Raw genomic sequence first — 19231 nt, forward strand, 5'->3', positions numbered from 1 at the left:
CTATATAACTAATTATTTATTATTACAGATACGGAGACCAGGCAGGGAATTTGACCTGTCCATCAGTCGCCGGAAGACGCGCTTTGAAACGCCCATCTGTAGAAACCAGGTTCAGCACGGATCCCATCCCCTGAGAAGAGCTGTAGATAACCATAGTGCCGTTAGGTGCCAGACTTGGCGTTTCATCTAAAAACGTTGACGACAGAACCTGTACGCCACCCGCTTCCAGATCTTGTTTGGCAATGTGCTGCTGACCATTGGCCGAGCTTACCATTACCATAAATTTACCGTCTGCGCTCACGTCCGCATCCTGGTTCTGATTACCTTCCCAGGAAATGCGCTGCGGAGTACCGCCGTTGATGTTCACTTTATACACCTGCGGACGACCGGCCTGGTCAGAGGTAAAGGCCAGGTTCTGGCTGTCCGGGAACCAGCTTGGTTCGGTGTTGTTGCTGCGACCGTTAGTTACCTGACGAATTTGGCCAGAGCCGATATCCATTACGTACAGGTTCAGGCTACCGGTTTTAGACAGTGCAAAGGCCAGTTTGCTGCCATCCGGCGAGAACATCGGCGCGCCGTTGTGCTGCGGGAAAGAAGCGACCTGACGCACCGCGCCATTCGCCAGCGTCTGGATGACCAGCGCAGAACGACCGCTTTCGAAGGTCACATAAGCGAGTTTGGAACCGTCCGGAGACCATGCCGGAGACATCAGCGGCTGCGGAGAGCGGTGTACGACGAACTGGTTGTAGCCATCATAGTCAGACACGCGCAGCTCGTACGGGAACTGACCGCCGTTGGTCTGCACGACATAGGCGATACGGGTACGGAACGCGCCCTTAATACCGGTCAGCTTCTCAAACACTTCGTCACTGGCAGTATGACCGGCATAGCGCAGCCACTGCTTGTTCACTTTGTAGGTGTTCTGAGCCAGTACGGTACCCGGTGCGCCGCCGGTATCCACCAGTTGATAGGCGACGTTGTAGGAGCCGTCCGGGTTAGGCGAGACCTGCCCGATAACGACAGCGTCAATACCGAGCGCGGACCATGCTGCAGCTTGAACTTCCTGCGCGGAACCCGGCTGCTGAGGCAGGCGAGAACGATCCAACGGGTTAAATTTACCACTGTTGCGCAGGTCAGCCGCAACGATGCCACCGATATCTTCAGGTGCTGCACCCGGCCCGGCCCACTGGAAAGGCACAACGCCAATCGGGCGCGCCGAGTCCACCCCCTGGGTGATCTCGATACGTACTTCTGCGTGCAGCACCGCTGCCCACAGCATCAGAAAACCAAATGCTACTCGTAATGCCTGCTTCATCATATCTCCCTTATCCGGATACAAAATCCACGATAATTTAGCAGAATGTTAACAAACTCAAATACACAAGACTACCAAAACCCTGAGACTACCGTAGTTTGTTTTCTCCCCTTTTTCCTGGGGAGAAATCCATTAAGGTTTGAAGTCCAGCGGCGCATTTTTGAACACTTCGTAAACAGCCTGTGACGGTGGTTTGGGGAACTTCGCCTGTCGGGCTGCTGCAAGCGCCGCGGTACAGAGCGCAGGGTCACCACCTTCAGACTGAATATCCAGAAGCATGCCATCTGGCGCCATTTTGATACGTAATGTACATGTCTTACCGGCATAAGAGGAAGCATCATAAAAACGGCTTTCGATAGCTGCTTTTATCTGCCCGGCGTAGTTACTGATATCCGCCCCTGATGCACCGTTATTTTTATTGTTACCGCTTCCGGCCGGTGAAGCATTGTTCCCTTTCGCTCCGCCCCCTGTTTTCGGCGCATTCTTACCTGAACTCAGGTCGCCGAAAAGATCGTCAACATCTGCTTCTGACGCTTTTGCTGCGGCAGCTTTCTTCGCGGCGGCGGCTTTGGCAGCTTTATCCGCTGCGGCTTTCTCTGCTGCTGCCGCTTTTTCAGCAGCGGCTTTTTTCTCGGCCGCGGCTTTGGCGGGAGNTAGCCTCTGCAGCCGCTTTCTTCTCAGCCTCCTGCTGCGCTTTCTTCGCGGCATCAGCTTCGGCTTTCTTTTTAGCATCCGCAGCGGCTTTTGCGGCGTCGGCTTCGGCTTTCTTCTTCGCATCGGCGGCAGCTTTTGCGGCATCCGCTTCGGCTTTTTTCTGTGCGTCGGCAGCGGCTTTCTTCGCTGCCTCTGCTGCCGCTTTGGCGTCAGCTTCCGCTTTTGCTTTGGCATCCGCAGCCGCTTTCGCGGCGGGTTCCGCTGTGTGGAGTCGCATTATAGGGAGAGTTGAAAATGAGTCAACGCATTTTCAAAAGAAATTGTCCGTTCGTCGTAAATTTAAACAAAACTCTCACTGAAGCCTCCGCATGGCCTGATTTATAAACAAAAATGGCAAAGCGAAGCGTCCGGGTGGGAACAAGATTGAGGAATCAGACCACAGTGATAGAATACCACCCTGTTTCTCTTTCCAGGATTTGCCGGTTGTCGGCATCTATACCAACGTAAGGCCTTTTCATGAAAATCAAAACTCGCTTCGCGCCAAGCCCGACAGGCTATCTGCACGTCGGCGGAGCACGAACTGCTCTCTATTCCTGGCTTTTTGCACGTAACCACGGTGGTGAGTTTGTGCTGCGTATCGAAGACACCGATCTCGAACGCTCAACGCCGGAAGCTATTGAAGCCATTATGGATGGCATGAACTGGCTGAGCCTGGAATGGGACGAAGGTCCGTACTTCCAGACCAAACGTTTTGACCGCTACAACGCGGTCATTGATGAAATGCTGGATGCGGGCACGGCATACAAATGCTATTGCTCCAAAGAACGGCTTTTCGCGCTNNTATTTGACGACCAGATCCGTGGGCCTATCGAGTTCAGCAACCTGGAGCTGGATGATCTGATCATTCGCCGTACCGATGGTTCACCCACCTACAACTTCTGTGTCGTGGTGGATGACTGGGATATGGAGATCACGCATGTGATCCGCGGTGAAGACCATATCAACAACACACCGCGCCAGATCAACATCCTCAAAGCGCTGAACGCGCCGGTGCCGGTATACGCGCACGTTTCGATGATCAACGGCGACGACGGCAAAAAGCTCTCCAAGCGTCACGGCGCGGTGAGCGTGATGCAGTATCGCGACGACGGTTATCTGCCGGAAGCACTGCTCAACTATCTGGTGCGTCTGGGCTGGTCCAGCGGCGATCAGGAAATCTTCACCCGTGAAGAGATGATCAAACTGTTCAGCCTCAGCGCGGTCAGTAAATCCGCCAGTGCGTTCAATACCGAAAAACTGCAGTGGCTGAACCATCACTACATTAATTCGCTGGCACCGGAGTACGTGGCGACGCATCTGCAGTGGCACATCGAGCAGGAAAACATCGACACCCGCAACGGCCCGCAGCTGGCTGATCTGGTGAAACTGCTGGGCGAACGCTGCAAAACGCTGAAAGAGATGGCGGCGAGCNCCGGTAGCGCGTCAGCCGCTGGAAGTGGTTCGCGACAAGCTGGCCGACATTACCGACTGGACGGCTGAGAATGTGCATCATGCGATTCAGGCCACCGCCGATGAGCTGGAAGTGGGAATGGGTAAAGTGGGAATGCCGCTGCGCGTTGCAGTGACCGGTGCTGGTCAGTCTCCAGGACTGGATGTTACCGTTCATGCGATCGGCAAAACCCGCAGCATTGAGCGCATCAACAAAGCACTCGCTTTTATTGCGGAACGAGAATCCCAGCAGTAAGAGAGCAGGCTACAAAAACGGCAGGGGAGGCCNCTTCCCGGGCGAGAAACACCGCCAGCCGTTGTTTTTCCGCGTCGGTCATCACCTGTAAAATATCGGCAATCTGTCGCAGGGCAGGGTCAGTTTCCTTCACCACATAATTTTTCACTGGCTCAGCAAGCTGATATTGCGTTGAACCGTGACGCAGCGCAGGCGTGTTCGCCAGATATTCCCTGACGCGATGATCGATATGAATCAGTCGCGCGCGTCCACCTTTTACACCCGGAATCGTTTCTGTTTGCCAGCCCTGTTCGCGGATCCATCTGTTGATGGTCTGTTTTGCGATGCCGAGGCACTGAGCCAGCTCTTCCGTGGTCATTTTGCTATGTAATATTTTCATAGATGTTGTTAGCTTCGAATGCCCAGACGTTGTAATAACCCGGAGATACCCTCGCGCAGCAGAAGTGACGTCAGTTGCTGTCGTTCCGCATCGGTCATTTCTTTAGCGAGAGTAAGAAGAAGTGAGTCAAAGCTATTGCTGGCAGGATGCACCGTGGCCGCACCGTTGGCTGCTCTTTGCGCGCTGCGGATAAACTCTCTCACTCTGTCATTAACGTGTACCAGGCGTGCTTTACCGCCCTGAACACCAGGGCGAGGAGAGGTTTCCCAACCTTCTTTTCTCACCCATTTGTTAATGGTTTGCCGGCTGTAACCGGTCAGATGAGCAATTTCCTCCGGCGTCATTCGTTCCTTGAGCATAGTATTTCCTGACTGGAAGTGTGGGAATTAGTGGTTCCTGTTATAGCATCATTTTAGTGGAAAATGTGACAGCTTTTAGTACTGTCTGCGAAGCCGCTCGCAATGTCATTCATTTGTCTGCTTTTTCAGCGATTGAAAGGGGGGGAGATATTTTGCCGTTGACACCTGGCAATGGAATTCATATTATGCCGCCCGTCAACACGACAGCTTTACGTATCGGGGCTATAGCTCAGCTGGGAGAGCGCTTGCATGGCATGCAAGAGGTCAGCGGTTCGATCCCGCTTAGCTCCACCAAATCCTGCTCCCATCAGGTTTGGAACGTAAAACGCCCGTGGGGCTATAGCTCAGCTGGGAGAGCGCTTGCATGGCATGCAAGAGGTCAGCGGTTCGATCCCGCTTAGCTCCACCAAATTAATGAACCCTCGCTCAGGCGGGGGTTTTTTATTTCTGTTATTCTTATCCAGATGTCTTAACGTAAATCACCGGATCTTTGGCTGCCGTAAAACCAGGATTTTTTCGCATGCGTGTAAACTTGATTCGCGCAATTAATAAACTTACTATCTGTGCCGCTAATCCAGCACGGCACAGGAAATGTTATTACCCACCATGCGCATCACACTGAACCCCCCAGCCAAAAAGTTTTTGCTTGCGCTGCTCCTGTGCCTGATCTTTATTCCGTTTGCGCGTTTTATCTCGCCCCGCGCGATTATCGACAACAACAGTATTTTTCTGGCCTGGATGCCGCTCAGCGTGATGCTGGCGATCATGATGCTGTTTGGCCGTCATGCCGTGCTGCCGCTGGTCGTCGGGCTGTCGTTGAGTAACGACTGGCTGCTGAATCTGCCGTATCCCCAGTCGCTGGTGCTGATTATCTGCCAGCTTTCCGGCGTGTTCGTGACCGGCGCCTGTGTGCGTCTGATGTTAGGACGGCGGTGGCGGTTTGGCATGTCGAACCGAAACATGGGCGTGCGGATCTTCTGGTTCGGATTCATTACACCTGCACTGATAAAATGCTCAATGTATTTGTCGGGGGAATATATGGACTTCCCGCTGACCGTCTCCAGCTATTTCAATTCAACGTCAGTGATCTACATGATCGTTGATGTCCAGAGCCTTGTCAGTGCGGCGCTGATTTTCACCATGCTGTTTTATTATCCGATGCGCATGATCCTCAACCCGCGCTATGCCCGGGCCTTCTGGTTGCGCCACGTACAGCCCAGCATTAGCCGTCCACGCCTTTTCTTCACCCTAAACTGGGCGCTGGCCCTGGTGCTGGTGTTAATCATTCTTTGCGCGCCCTACGAGTCTGACTACATTGCCGGTTACCTCGTGCCGGTCATCTTCATTCTCTATTTCCTTGCGGTGAGCCGGATGAGTTGGCCCTTTATCAACCTGACGTGGGCGGCTTCCGTCTTCTCGTTACTGATTTACAACAAAAACTTTCTGCATGGCGTGGATACCGAATATTCGCTGTCGTTTGTGCTGTCCGTGCTGATCTCCTTTACGATTTGCATGCTGTATATGTCGCAAATCTACTACCGCAGCGACGTGCTGAAGCGCAAATGGCAAAGCCAGGCGATGCAGGATCCGCTCACCGGTTTGCCCAACCTGCGCGCCCTCGAAAACTATTTATCCCGGCATCAGAAGGTCAGCATCTGTTGCCTGCGTATGGACAATCTGGAATTTCTCAGCCGCCATTACGGCATGATGATGCGGGTCCACTGTAAGCGCGTGATTACCCGCGATTTGCAGCCGCTGCTCGGCGTTGATGAGAAGCTGTTTCAACTGCCGGGAAGCGAACTGCTGCTGGTACTGAACGGGCCGGAAACCCTGGCGCGCCTGACGCACATTGTCGATTTTCTCAACAATCGCCCCATCTACTGGCACAATACCCGGCTGGAGCTGCAGTTTGGCGCCGCCTGGGGCGTGGTAGACGGGCAGGGGGAAGATTTACACCATATGTTGGGGCAACTGAGCTGGTTGTCCGAAGAAGCCTGCCAGACGCAGCACGTGCTGGCGCTGGACAACAGCCAGTCGACGGTCACTGACCAGACGACCGAGCGTGTTCTGCTGCTCAATCGCATTAAGCGCGCGCTGGAAGGTAACGGCATCGCGCTCTATGCGCAGCCGATCGTCGATGCACAAGGGAAGGGGTATCACGAAATCCTGAGCCGTCTGGTGTGTGACGGCGAGATCATCACTCCCGATCTTTTCATTCCGGTGGTTGCGCAATTCAACCTGAGCAAGCGGTTTGATATGCAGGTGCTGGAGACGCTGTTTACGTCGCTTCATGCGCATCCGGGGCAGCATTTCTCGGTCAACCTGCTGCCTTTTACGCTGATGCAAAAAGAGAGCGCGGCGGAAATCATCGCGCTGTTTACCCGCTACGGTGTGGACGCGCAGACCATTACCATCGAAATTACCGAAGAGCAGGCGTTTTCTAATTCGGAAACCAACGCGAAAAACATTCAGCAATTACGTGACTTTGGCTGCCGGATCGCAATTGACGATTTCGGTACCGGTTATGCCAACTATGAGCGGCTGAAAACCCTGCAGGCGGACATCATCAAAATTGATGGCTGCTTTGTCCGTGACATCGTGACGGATTCGATGGACAGCATGATTGTGAAATCGATATGCGATATGGCGAAAGTGAAGAACCTGACGACGGTGGCCGAGTTTGTCGAAACCGAGGAGCAGAGAGCGTTGCTGCTGAAACTTGGGGTGGATTATCTGCAGGGATATTTGTTGGGGAAACCGCGACCGCTCAGTGAGTTACAGGCGTAAAAAAACCGGCACGAATGCCGGTTTTTTATTGCTGCGGCTTACAGAACCAGTGCGGCAATGGAAGCAGACAGCACGCTCACCAGCGTAGAGCCGTAAACCAGTTTCAGGCCAAAACGGGAAACGACGTTACCCTGCTCTTCGTTCAGGCCTTTAATCGCGCCTGCGATAATACCGATTGAAGAGAAGTTAGCGAAGGAAACCAGGAAAATGGACAGGATGCCTTCCGCACGCGGAGACAGCGAGCCTGCCACTTTCTGCAGATCCATCATTGCCACGAATTCGTTGGATACCAGTTTGGTCGCCATGATACTGCCGACCTGCAGCGCTTCGCTCGCCGGAACACCCATCACCCAGGCAATCGGGTAGAAGATGTAGCCGAGGATGCCCTGGAAGGAGATACCCAGCACCGCCGCGAACAGCGCGTTCAGGCCAGAGATCAGCGCGATAAAGCCGATCAGCATCGCCGCAACGATAATCGCAACTTTAAAACCAGCCAGGATGTATTCACCGAGCATTTCGAAGAAGCTCTGACCTTCATGCAGATTAGACATCTGCAGGTTTTCTTCACTTTCTTCGACGCGGTACGGGTTCACCAGCGACAGCACGATAAAGGTACTGAACATATTAAGCACCAGCGCGGCAACCACATATTTAGGCTGCAGCATGGTCATGTATGCACCGACGATAGACATGGAAACGGTAGACATTGCCGTGGCCGCCATGGTGTACATGCGGTTGCGGGACATCTTGCCGAGAATGTCTTTATAAGCAATGAAGTTTTCTGACTGACCGAGGATCAGGGAGCTGACCGCGTTAAATGATTCCAGTTTCCCCATACCGTTCACTTTGGACAGCACGGTCCCGATCGCGCGAATGACAATCGGCAGAACGCGGATGTGCTGCAAAATACCAATCAGAGCAGAGATAAAGACGATCGGGCACAGGACTCTCAGGAAGAAGAATGCCAGGCCTTCGTCGTTCATTTTGCCGAAGACGAAATTTGTCCCTTCATTGGCGAATCCGAGCAGTTTTTCAAACATTTCAGAAAAGCCTTTAACGAATCCAAGGCCAATATCAGAGTTCAGGAAGAACCAGGCCAGTAAAACTTCAATTACGAGTAATTGAACAACATAGCGAATGCGAATTTGTTTACGGTCATGACTGACCAGTAACGCAAGAATCGCTACAACAACAAGTGCGAGGACAAAGTGCAAAACGCGGTTCATATTTGCTCCAAATATGAGGCAGGTTATATTTCCGTGCACATTCTATGCAACAAGCTAAAAGAAAACGAGATCCATGCCGCATTATAATAACAGCCTGTGAGCAAACTCTGAAAAAAGTGATCAGGCATACAAATTTGTTATGTTTGGTAAATGTGTTAAAAGTTGTCTTTTTGTTCTAATCTTGATAACAAGGTAGCATGTCTCCGGACTGCTCGCCCGTATCCTCATTTAATTCAGCCCAGCTTATCGATCATAGCTATCAGAGCAATCATTATCACCTTGCTAAATGAACTTGATAATCATTCTCATTTTAGTAATATGAAACATAGCAAAGGCTATATTTCAGAGGCAGAAAATGACAAACAGTCGCGTTGAAAACAGTCGTGGTCGTGCAGCGCGCCGAATGCGGCTGGCGTTGATGGGGCCGGCATTCATTGCTGCCATTGGCTATATCGATCCAGGTAACTTTGCGACCAACATTCAGGCGGGTGCCAGCTTCGGCTACCAGTTGCTGTGGGTAGTGGTATGGGCAAACCTGATGGCGATGTTGATCCAGGTGCTGTCGGCGAAACTCGGCATTGCTACCGGAAAAAACCTCGCAGAACAAATTCGCGACCATTATCCGCGCCCGGTGGTCTGGTTTTACTGGGTGCAGGCGGAAATCATCGCCATGGCGACCGATCTCGCTGAGTTTATCGGGGCCGCCATCGGCTTTAAGCTTATTTTAGGTATTTCACTTTTGCAGGGGGCCGTGCTGACTGGGGTCGCCACCTTCCTGATCCTGATGCTGCAACGCCGCGGCCAGAAACCGCTGGAAAAAGTGATTGGCGGTCTGCTGCTGTTTGTCGCCGCGGCTTATATTGTCGAACTGATATTCTCTCAGCCCAAACTGGCGCAGCTCGCCAAAGGGATGGTGATCCCGTCGTTGCCGACCAGCGAAGCGGTATTCCTCGCCGCCGGGGTGCTCGGGGCGACGATTATGCCGCACGTCATTTATTTGCACTCTTCATTGACGCAACATCTTCACGGCGGCACGCGTAAGGAACGTTACAACGCCACCCGCTGGGATGTCGCCATTGCTATGACGATTGCCGGTTTCGTCAACCTGGCGATGATGGCGACCGCGGCCGCCGCGTTCCACTTTAACGGCCATACCGGCATCGCCGATCTTGATGAAGCGTACCTGACGCTGGAGCCGTTGCTCAGCCATGCGGCGGCAACGATCTTCGGCCTCAGCCTGATCGCTGCCGGGCTGTCCTCGACGGTCGTTGGTACGCTGGCAGGGCAGGTGGTGATGCAGGGATTTATCCGCTTCCATATTCCACTGTGGTTCCGCCGGGTGGTGACAATGGCGCCATCGTTCATTGTTATTTTGATGGGACTTGACCCGACCCGCATTCTGGTAATGAGCCAGGTCCTGCTCAGTTTTGGTATCGCCCTGGCGCTGGTTCCGTTGCTGATTTTCACCAGTGATAAAACGCTGATGGGGGATTTAGTCAATTCAGAATTAGTGAAACGCATTGGCTGGATCATTGTTATTTTAGTGGTCGCATTGAACGCCTGGTTGCTGATAGGCACCGCACTCGGACTGTAAGGAAGTCCTTAAATCTCCGACTTCTCAGCCAGCCTGGCAACGTGAAACCCGCGTGCCAGGCTCTTCTTAAACCGTTTACAACCATTTTGTGATCTTCTTATATAAGACCATTTCACTGCGTCCGGCGTGATCTCGCTGGCATTCTGTACTGACTAAATTTCACCCTGGTCCCGCGACAGAGACCACTAAACAGTACAGACAGACAATATGAAAAACACCTATATCGTTACCGACAATGCGTTCTTACGTTCAGGCCTGATTACGCTGGCGCAGGAATCCAGTATCACCATTCAGCCAGCAGATATTCGTGAGCCGACGTTTATCGATTCTCTTGGTAAAGACGATGCGGTTATCGTCCATATCGACAGAAATACGCCTGCAGAATACTTCGATTACACCGCACGGATTAATGAAAAATGTCGTCTGATGCTGGTGCTCAACAACCCGAACCTGATTTACATCTGTGATGCGAGCGTGATCACCACGTCCAGAAGTTCTCTGCCGGAATTAATGCGTGCGGTGAATGTGCTGATGAGCAATAAGAAGCTGGAAAACCAGCTGCGCGTTTCGCTTTCGGCGAAAGAGAAAATCATTCTGCGTGAAACGATGAATGGTCAGAAAGTAGAGCAGATTGCGAAAGTGCTGAACATGTCGCCGAAAACGGTGTATACGCACCGTGCGAATGTCTTCAGTAAGCTCGGCGGCAGCAGCGTGAACGCCATCTACTCCCTGAAAAACAGAATTATGACGGAAATGACCGCCTGATTTCCATAAAGCAGTAGACCGGTTGCCAGAGTCCATTCTCCTTCGGACTCTGGCTTTTTTTTTGCCTTAATGATGATGGCCATGACCCCGGCCACGACCGCGATGGTCGTCACGGTCACTCCAGCCTTCACGATAGCCGCGTTCATAGGCTTTGCGGTTATCCCAGCCACGATGGCGACCGTTGTCATGTCTCCACCAGCCTCTGTCGCGCCATTCATAGTGACGATGCCAGTAATCCCGGTCGCGCCAGCGTCCGCCGTCCCAGTAGTTACCGTAATTGTCACGATCGCCAATTTGTAATTTTATCGATGGCAACAGGGTGATTTCGCCAGCGCTGGCAATCAGCGGCGCTGATGAAGCCAGCAATGCTGCTGCAAGAATCAGTGACCTGAACATACTCTTCTCCTTCACGATCGGGGCCTTGAGCGGCCTGTTACCGCAATATTACGGGGTGGTAAAGTCCCGTCGCATCGGCAACACTCTGAAACATGCAGTGAGAGCACTTTTTGCTAAAGAAAAATCTACTTTTGCCCTGTCAGGATCGTCTCAATCGCAGCGCGTTCTTCTGCCGTGAACTGCCGGTTCGCCAGCATGCCCACTGCGTCATCCAGTTGTGACGTCTTGCTGGCGCCAATCAGCACGGAAGTAATTTTCTCATCGCGCATCACCCATGCCAGCGCCATCTGCGACAGTTTCTGCCCGCGTTGCGCCGCCAGCGTATTCAACTGTCGAACTTTATGCAGCTTCTCTTCGGTGATCTGATCGGGATTAAGAAAACGACTGCCGCTGGCTGCCCGTGAATCGGCGGGTATACCGTTCAGGTAGCGATCGGTCAGTTGCCCNCGCCAGCGGTGAAAACGCAATGCTGCCGACGCCTTTTTCCTGCAGCGTATCCAGCAGCCCGTCTTCCACCCAGCGCTCAAACATAGAGTATTTCGGCTGATGGATAAGGCAGGGGGTGCCGAGGTCGTCGAGGATCTCAATCGCTTCCCGCGCCAGTGCCGCCGGATAGTTCGACAGCCCGACATACAGCGCTTTGCCCTGGCGGACGATGTGATCCAGCGCGCGCATGGTCTCTTTTAACGGCGTCTCCGGGTCCGGGCGATGGTGATAAAAGATATCGACATACTCGAGACCCATGCGCTTCAGGCTCTGATCCAGGCTGGCAATCAGGTATTTTCGCGAGCCCCAGTCACCGTACGGACCGTCCCACATGGTGTATCCCGCTTTGCTGGAGATGATGAGCTCATCGCGCCAGGGCAGAAAATCTTCCCGCAAAATGCGGCCGAAATTGCTCTCCGCTGAACCGGGGGGCGGGCCGTAGTTATTGGCTAAATCAAAATGGGTGATACCGAGATCGAACGCATGACGCAGCAACTGGCGGCTGTTCTCGACCTGTGTCGCATCACCGAAGTTATGCCAGAGCCCAAGCGAGATGGCCGGCAGCTTCAGCCCGCTGTTCCCGCAGCGGCGGTAGTCCATAGACTGGTACCGCGCACTATTTGCCTGGTAAATCATTCTCGTCTCCACAAATTGTCAGGGTGGGTAAGTACTTACACTAATGAATGTTCAGCGCTGAGTACACTGCCGAATTTCGTAAAGCAGAATTTCCAGACGCTATCTCCGATACATCCTGGACAGCATTAGCGCTTCTCCAATACTCAAATTTATCTTAACAGAGGAGGTAATGACGCTATGCAACTGACTTACACCATTGGTGATTATCTACTGGATCGTCTCTCTGCGCTGGGCATTGACCATCTGTTTGGCGTCCCTGGGGATTACAATCTGCAGTTCCTCGATCATGTCATCGCGCATGATTCTGTGTGTTGGGTTGGTTGTGCCAACGAACTGAACGCGGCCTACGCGGCCGACGGTTATGCCCGTGTGCAGGGGGCTGGTGCCCTGTTAACCACCTATGGCGTGGGCGAACTGAGCGCCATCAATGGCACCGCCGGAAGCTTTGCGGAGTATGTGCCGGTGCTGCATATCGTCGGCGCGCCACGCACCTCGGCACAACAGCGTGGTGAATTATTGCATCACACGTTGGGCGACGGAAACTTTAGCCATTTTTATCAAATGAGCGGGCCGGTAAGCTGTTCACAGGCGCAGCTTACGGTTGATAACGCCTGCCGTGAAATCGACCGTGTGTTGCAGGAGATGATCGCCCACCGACGCCCGGCCTATCTGATGCTGCCTGCCGATGTGGCAAATGCGCCGACGTCGCCGCCTGGCTGTCCATTGGCCGTTGAGTCATCGGTGGTGGATGACAATCAACTGGCCGAATTCAAAGAGCAGGCACAGCGCCTGTTACGTAACAGCCGCCGCGTCGTGCTGCTGGCCGATTTCCTGGCGCAGCGCTTTGGACTGCAACAACAGCTTCAGGCATGGGTGGAATCACAGCCACTGCCACATGCCACCATGCTGATGGGGAAAGGGCTTTTTAACGAGCAACATCCGGAATTTATCGGAACCTATTGCGGCGTTGCCAGCGACAAACACACCCGCGAAATTGTTGAAAGCGCTGAAACGCTGATCTGCGTCGGGACGCGCTTCACCGATACCCTGACCGTCGGGTTTACCCATCAAATCGACCCCGAAAAAACCATCGAACTGCAGCCGTTTGCCGCCCGGGTGGGCAACCGCTGGTTCAGCGGTTTGTCGATGCAACAGGCGCTCCCGGCATTGATTGACGTCACCGCAGCACTGGCCTCGCAATGGGTATCGCCGCACTATTCCAGCCGTCCGATCCCGAAAGAAAAGCAGGGCGACCTGACGCAGAAAAATTTCTGGAGCACGATTCAGGAGCAGCTGCAGCCGGGAGATATCGTACTGGCCGATCAGGGAACCTCGGCGTTTGGCGTGGGGGCGCTGAAGCTGCCGCGTGACGTGACGCTGATCGTTCAGCCGCTGTGGGGCTCGATTGGCTTTACACTGCCCGCTGCGTTTGGCGCGCAGACCGCCGCACCGGATCGCCGGGTGGTCTTGATCATCGGCGACGGCGCCGCACAGCTGACGATTCAGGAAATCGGCTCGATGATGCGGGACGACCAGCGGCTGGTGATCCTGCTGTTGAATAACGAAGGATATACGGTGGAGCGAGCCATTCACGGGCCGGAAGAGCGTTACAACGACATTTCGCTGTGGAACTGGACGCAACTGCCGCAGGCGCTCAACCTCGACAGTCAGGCGCAGTGCTGGCGTGTCACCCAGGCGGTACAGCTGAAAGAGGCGTTAACCCGCAGCGAACAGCGCGACCGGTTAACGCTGGTGGAAGTCATGCTCCCGAAAATGGATATTCCGGATTTCCTCCGCGTGCTCACGCAGTCCATCGAAGCGCGCAACCAGACCGCATAATCACTCGCGCCGCTGCGCCATCATCACCGGTTTCCCTGCCAGCAGCAGCCAGGCTGGCAGCATCACGATGCACAGCAGCGGCAGCAGAGTGGTATCCGGCACCACNTGAGCCAGCCGTCGCGGGTGACGACCAGCACCAGCCCCAGAATAGCGCAGGAGACGGTGATCGCTGCCGGCACCGCGTCCACATGGGCATGCAACATCAGTCCCAGGGCGACGGCGACAAATACCGCCGGGAAAATGCGCCCGCCACGAAAGCCGCTGGCGGCGGGAANAATGAGCATAAAATCGGAGGCTGTCAGCGTCTGGCTGAATGCCAGTTGCTGCATCTCATCCAGCCCTTTAAACAGGGTGATATGACCGCCCACGACGCCCAGCAGTCCAAGTAAAAAACCGCCCAGCGTGAGGACAAGGATCGGGTTTTTCAGGCGGTGTAGCAGCGTATGCAGGCGCGGCAGACACCAGACGGCCACCATCCCGACGGCAATGGCGATAATAGCGACTATCGCGCCGCTAAAAATATCCACGATGCGCATCTGTCCGTAATGCGGGATCGGCAGCGAAAAGTGGGGCTCGAAGAACAGGCTGGTGGTCAGCGCGCCCGCTGCGGCGGCGATCAGCGGCGCAAACAGGCGATCCCATAGCGGTGCCTCGCCGTTGCCGCTCAGGGTTTGTGAAAAGACCAGCGCGGCGGCGACCGGGGTGCCAAACAGCGCGCCGATGGTGCCGGAGGCGGCAAGGATCGTCCAGTCGAGGGCGTTCACGCGCGGGAAAACGCGCGCGCCAATCGCCACCGCCAGCGCGATGTTCACCGACATGATCGGATGCTCCGGCCCCAGGCTGACACCGAAGACCGATAATCAGGGCGAGGATCAGCCCAGGCAGCGGGCCGGTACCGGTCGGCGTACCAATCAGCGGCTCCAGCGCCGGATCGGGCCCCGCATGCCCCGGGCTGTAGCGAATGACCAGACCCACCGCCAGCCCGGTCAGGGTCAACATCACCACGATCCAGACGTGGGAATCGAGACCCACGCCGAGGCTGAGCGGGATGGATTGCCAAAGTATCGTCTGCAACAGGGCGGCAACTTTCATCACCACGACTAAAATCAGGCTGGACGCGATGCCAATCATTAATGCCGGCAGGGAGAGCAGCAACATGGTACGGGCTCGCGGATGGAGCATGATGATTTCCTTTTAGTTTCAGCGCACAGCACAGTGCTCCCGTTTTCGGGAAGCGTCAGTGCAAATGGTGCTGAAACGATAAACTTAATCTGTGACGCAGATCGATAATCCTGGGGTGCTCGTGCGGCGGGCGTTGTCGTTCTGGCGTCATGAATTTACAGTGTTTGCAGAAAAGTATTCTGACTTTAGCGGAGCAGTAACAGAATGACAAAGTTTGCGTTAGTGGGTGATGTTGGCGGTACCAATGCGCGTCTGGCTCTGTGCGATATGACCAGCGGTGAGATTTCACTGGCCAAAACCTATTCCGGGCTGGATTACCCCAGTCTGGAAGCGGTCGTACGTGTGTATCTCAAAGAGCACAATGTGGAGGTCGAAGATGGCTGCATCGCCATTGCCTGCCCCATTACCGGCGACTGGGTGGCGATGACCAACCATACCTGGGCTTTTTCTATCGCAGAGATGAAAAAAAATCTGGGCTTCTCGCACCTGGAAATCATCAACGATTTCACCGCGGTGTCGATGGCCATTCCGATGCTGAAAAAAGAGAACCTGATCCAGTTCGGCGGTGCTGAACCGGTTGACGGTAAACCGGTGGCAGTGTTTGGTGCAGGAACCGGGCTGGGCGTGGCGCATCTGGTTCACGTCGACAAGCGCTGGGTCAGCCTGCCAGGCGAGGGCGGCCATGTGGATTTCGCGCCGAACAGCGAAGAAGAGGGGATTATCCTCGAAGAGCTGCGCACCGAACTTGGGCACGTTTCTGCAGAGCGCGTACTCTCCGGGCCGGGGCTGGTCAATCTCTATCGGGCGATTGTGAAATCAGATGGTCGCCTGCCGGAAAACCTGCAGCCGAAAGACGTCACCGAGCGGGCACTCGCCGACAGTTGCATCGACTGCCGTCGCGCGCTGTCGCTGTTCTGTGTCATCATGGGGCGGTTTGGCGGGAATCTGGCGCTGACGCTGGGCACGTTCGGCGGCGTGTACATCGCGGGTGGCATTGTGCCGCGCTTCCTCGACTTCTTTACCGCCTCCGGTTTCCGCGGTGGTTTTGAGGATAAAGGGCGTTTTAAATCCTACGTGCAGGATATCCCGGTGTACCTGATCGTCCATGAAAATCCGGGGCTTCTCGGTTCCGGCGCGCATCTGCGTCAGATTCTGGGGCAGTTCCTCTAATCTTGCTGGCCCGGTCGTCGCCGGGCCCTGTCCTCACAGGTGCATCAGCTGGCGAAACTCTTTCACTTTGCTGCGGCTGACCGGCACCTGAAAATCAAGATCCCGCAGGCGCAGAATATAGGTGTTGTTAAACCACGGTTCGATTTCACGGATCTTATTAAGATTCACGCAGTAGGATCGGTGGCAGCGGAAAAAGTGTGACGGCGGCAGTTTGCTGCAAAACTCGGTGATATTCATCGGCATTACGTAGGATTCGCGCTTCGTATAAACGAACGTCATTTTCTCATGCGCTTCAGCGTAATAAATATCGTTGATGCTGGTGACGATAATCTTCTCGTCCTTGATCAGATTGATGGTGTCGTTTTCACGCGTCACACCCGGGGTGCTTGTCCCCGACTGCTGCTGCCAGGCATTTTCCAGCTTTTGCAGCATATTGATGATCCGCGACTCCTGATACGGTTTCAGAATGTAGTCAAAAGCTTCCAGTTCGAAGGCTTCTACTGCGTGCTCTTTCCACGCGGTGATGAATACGATAAACGGCTTATGGGCAAACTGGCTGATGTTCTGCGCCAGCAATACGCCGTCCAGTGAGGGGATGTTGATATCGAGGAAAATGGCGTCCACTTTGTTGTGCTGCAGAAACTTCAGTACGTCCAGCCCGTCGTCGAACGTGCCGATGATCTCCATCTGGCTGTGTTCTTTGATAAGCCAGGTCAGTTCCTGCTGTGCAAGGAATTCATCTTCAACAATAATGACTTTCATATGAACTCCGGTTCAGGGTAAGAGCGTGACTGGCGCAGCGACAGGCGAACGCTGGTTCGGTACGTAAAACGCAATCTCAGTGCCTGGCTCGAGGCGGCGAATGTGCAACCCTTCGCCATACAGCAGCTTCACGCGGTGGTGCACGTTCAGCAGCCCGATTTTATTGCCTGGCATCTCATTGGCTTCCACACGCGCCACCACGTTCGGGTCAATACCGTTGCCGGTATCACGCACGCTGATGCGCACCCGATGACCGCATTCGGCGACGCTGATGGTCACCACGCCTTTGCCTTTGCAGGGTTGAATGCCATGCACGATGGCGTTTTCCACCAGCGGCTGGATCAGCAGACTCGGGATCACGCAACTGACCTCCTCATCAATGTCGTAGATCACCGTCAGCTTGTCACCAAAACGCGCCTGTTCTATCGCGATATAGTCCTTTATCTGGTAAAGCTCTTTCTTAATATCGATCTGTTCATCGTCATTTAATTCAATGTTATAGCGCAGATAGCGCGATAAATTAAAAATCAGCTGCCGCGCGGTATCGGGATTCAGACGAATGGACGACGAAATGGCGTTGAGAGCGTTAAACAGGAAATGGGGATTGATCTTGCTTTGCAACGCGCGAAGCTCTGCCTTATTTGCCATCTCGCGTAACTGTTCGGCACGGGAGACTTCCAGCTGAGTGGAGATAATCTGCGACAGACCAATGGCCATCTCCTGCAGCGAAGAGGTGATCTGGTGCGCGTGGCAGTAATAGATTTTTAGTGTGCCGGTCACAATACCTTTCTCCCACAGCGGGATCACCAGCATCGAGTGTATTTCGGGCGTGCGGTGCGCTTCATCGTTGTTTTTAATGATGATTTTACCGCTGTTGATCGACTGGCGGGTCGTCGGGCTGACAATATCGTCGCTGTCACGGTAGTTCTTTTCCCCGACGCCGACGTAAGCCAGCACGTGTTCGGTATTGGTAATGGCGACGGCGTCGGCACTGATATCACGACGAATGATATCGCAGACCTGGCGCAGCGATTCGCTGTTAACATGGCGAAACAGGGGCAGCGTCTTGTTGGCGATATCCAGCGCCAGCTTGGCCTGACGCGCGGCGCTGGCTTCTTTTTCGCCTTCCACGCTCTGTACCAGCAGCACGATAAAGCCAATACAGACGCTGCCGAGGATCATCGGAATCCCGATTTTGGAGACGATATCAATGCCCAGTTCGGTTGAGGGTGCCCACACCACCACCAGAATCATCGTTAGCGATTCGCACAGCATGCCGCCCAGGATCCCCGCCTTCCAGTGCTGTGCTTTCGCGATGCGGCGGTGGATCCATCCGGAGAGCACGCCTGCAATAATGCTGGTGATAAAACAGGGCACCGCCGTCACGCCGCCGATGTCGATCAGATAGCGATGCGTCCCGGCGATCAGACCGGTAATAATGCCGACCCATGGGCCAAACAGAATGCCACCGGACATCACCGCAATAATGCGCACGTTGACCAGCGATCCTTCCACCGGCACGCCGGACCAGGTGCTGAACAGGGCAAACAGCGAGAAGATCGCGGTCACCGCCAGCAGCTCTTTCGGCGTGTGGGCGGATTTATGCAGCAGCTCGCGGAACAGGCGGATACGGATCAGGAAGAACAGACAAATCAGCATCAACGCGGCCCGATCGAAGACCGCGAGCAGCATGGTGAATATTTCGTGCATGGGGGTGTCATCGATAACGCAGGGAGAAGGTATGATAAGAAACCTGGCGGCGAATGACCAGTTATCCCGCATCAGGCGCATAAACCGGAAAAACCTTAATTTTAAAAGGGGATTGTTACGGATTTTCCGTAACGCAAGGAAATCGTGGCGACAGGGAAAAATGAAAGTAAAAAATCTGATGTTATTGTGTTAATTAAAAATATCATTTCGTGAATTTGCGGAACAGA

13 protein-coding genes, 2 tRNA genes and 3 pseudogenes are annotated in these 19231 nt (G+C 54.2%); 8 read left to right on the forward strand and 10 right to left on the reverse strand.

Annotated elements, in window-relative coordinates; all coding sequences use genetic code 11:
- Positions 1-22: 22 nt before the first annotated feature.
- Entirely contained in the window at positions 23-1315 is a 1293-nt protein-coding gene (gene tolB / locus GM30_RS16825; RefSeq protein WP_049849564.1) for a Tol-Pal system beta propeller repeat protein TolB, read from the reverse strand.
- Between the two features lie 132 nt (positions 1316-1447).
- Entirely contained in the window at positions 1448-2203 is a 756-nt protein-coding gene (gene tolA, locus GM30_RS16830) for a cell envelope integrity protein TolA (RefSeq protein WP_238582673.1), read from the reverse strand.
- 282 nt (positions 2204-2485) lie between these two features.
- Between tolA and gltX the strand changes: the two are divergent.
- Positions 2486-3713 (forward strand): annotated as a pseudogene (gene gltX / locus GM30_RS16835) (glutamate--tRNA ligase).
- Here gltX and GM30_RS16840 read toward each other — a convergent pair.
- Positions 3685-4092, reverse strand: a complete 408-nt coding sequence (locus tag GM30_RS16840; RefSeq protein ID WP_080993461.1) for a YfeC-like transcriptional regulator — start codon at positions 4090-4092, stop codon at positions 3685-3687. The pseudogene gltX and the gene GM30_RS16840 sit on opposite strands and share 29 nt — an antisense overlap.
- Positions 4093-4100: 8 nt before the next feature.
- Complete coding sequence (locus tag GM30_RS16845; protein ID WP_049849565.1) at positions 4101-4451, reverse strand: YfeC-like transcriptional regulator; 351 nt, start codon at positions 4449-4451, stop codon at positions 4101-4103.
- A gap of 218 nt (positions 4452-4669) precedes the next feature.
- Here GM30_RS16845 and GM30_RS16850 point away from each other — a divergent pair.
- The 3 genes from GM30_RS16850 (at position 4670) to GM30_RS16860 (ending at position 7238) form a co-directional block, all read left to right on the forward strand.
- Positions 4670-4745, forward strand: a tRNA-Ala gene (locus tag GM30_RS16850).
- A gap of 39 nt (positions 4746-4784) precedes the next feature.
- Positions 4785-4860, forward strand: a tRNA-Ala gene (locus GM30_RS16855).
- A 182-nt stretch (positions 4861-5042) separates the two neighbouring features.
- Complete coding sequence (locus GM30_RS16860) at positions 5043-7238, forward strand: EAL domain-containing protein (RefSeq protein ID WP_238582674.1); 2196 nt, start codon at positions 5043-5045, stop codon at positions 7236-7238.
- Between the two features lie 38 nt (positions 7239-7276).
- Here GM30_RS16860 and GM30_RS16865 read toward each other — a convergent pair whose 3' ends face one another.
- On the reverse strand, positions 7277-8464 hold the full coding sequence (locus GM30_RS16865) for a NupC/NupG family nucleoside CNT transporter (RefSeq protein WP_049849567.1): 1188 nt from the start codon (positions 8462-8464) through the stop codon (positions 7277-7279).
- A gap of 355 nt (positions 8465-8819) precedes the next feature.
- Here GM30_RS16865 and GM30_RS16870 point away from each other — a divergent pair, with 355 nt between their 5' ends.
- Both GM30_RS16870 and GM30_RS16875 read left to right on the forward strand, forming a co-directional pair.
- A complete protein-coding gene (locus tag GM30_RS16870; protein ID WP_049849568.1) occupies positions 8820-10058 on the forward strand; it encodes an Nramp family divalent metal transporter in 1239 nt (412 codons plus the stop codon).
- A gap of 207 nt (positions 10059-10265) precedes the next feature.
- Entirely contained in the window at positions 10266-10823 is a 558-nt protein-coding gene (locus tag GM30_RS16875; RefSeq protein ID WP_049849569.1) for a helix-turn-helix transcriptional regulator, read from the forward strand.
- A 66-nt stretch (positions 10824-10889) separates the two neighbouring features.
- On the opposite strand, the gene ypeC is transcribed toward GM30_RS16875, so the two are convergent.
- Complete coding sequence (gene ypeC / locus GM30_RS16880) at positions 10890-11219, reverse strand: DUF2502 domain-containing protein YpeC (protein ID WP_049849570.1); 330 nt, start codon at positions 11217-11219, stop codon at positions 10890-10892.
- Positions 11220-11344: 125 nt separating this feature from the next.
- Positions 11345-12341 (reverse strand): annotated as a pseudogene (mgrA, locus tag GM30_RS16885) (L-glyceraldehyde 3-phosphate reductase).
- A gap of 177 nt (positions 12342-12518) precedes the next feature.
- Between mgrA and GM30_RS16890 the strand changes: the two are divergent.
- A complete protein-coding gene (locus GM30_RS16890; protein ID WP_049849571.1) occupies positions 12519-14180 on the forward strand; it encodes an alpha-keto acid decarboxylase family protein in 1662 nt (553 codons plus the stop codon).
- Here GM30_RS16890 and GM30_RS16895 read toward each other — a convergent pair.
- Positions 14181-15362 (reverse strand): annotated as a pseudogene (locus GM30_RS16895) (ion channel protein).
- A gap of 204 nt (positions 15363-15566) precedes the next feature.
- On the opposite strand from GM30_RS16895, the gene glk reads away from it, so the two are divergent.
- Positions 15567-16532, forward strand: a complete 966-nt coding sequence (glk, locus tag GM30_RS16900; RefSeq protein ID WP_049849572.1) for a glucokinase — start codon at positions 15567-15569, stop codon at positions 16530-16532.
- 33 nt (positions 16533-16565) lie between these two features.
- On the opposite strand, the gene GM30_RS16905 is transcribed toward glk, so the two are convergent.
- A complete protein-coding gene (locus tag GM30_RS16905; RefSeq protein WP_049849573.1) occupies positions 16566-17294 on the reverse strand; it encodes a LytR/AlgR family response regulator transcription factor in 729 nt (242 codons plus the stop codon).
- A gap of 12 nt (positions 17295-17306) precedes the next feature.
- Positions 17307-19004 carry a sensor histidine kinase gene (locus tag GM30_RS16910; protein WP_049849574.1) on the reverse strand — a complete coding sequence of 566 codons (1698 nt, stop codon included), beginning with the start codon at positions 19002-19004 and terminating at the stop codon, positions 17307-17309.
- Positions 19005-19231: the final 227 nt, after the last annotated feature.

The sequence above is a fragment of the Trabulsiella odontotermitis genome (assembly GCF_001188485.1).
Classification (GTDB): Bacteria; Pseudomonadota; Gammaproteobacteria; order Enterobacterales; family Enterobacteriaceae; genus Trabulsiella; species Trabulsiella odontotermitis_A.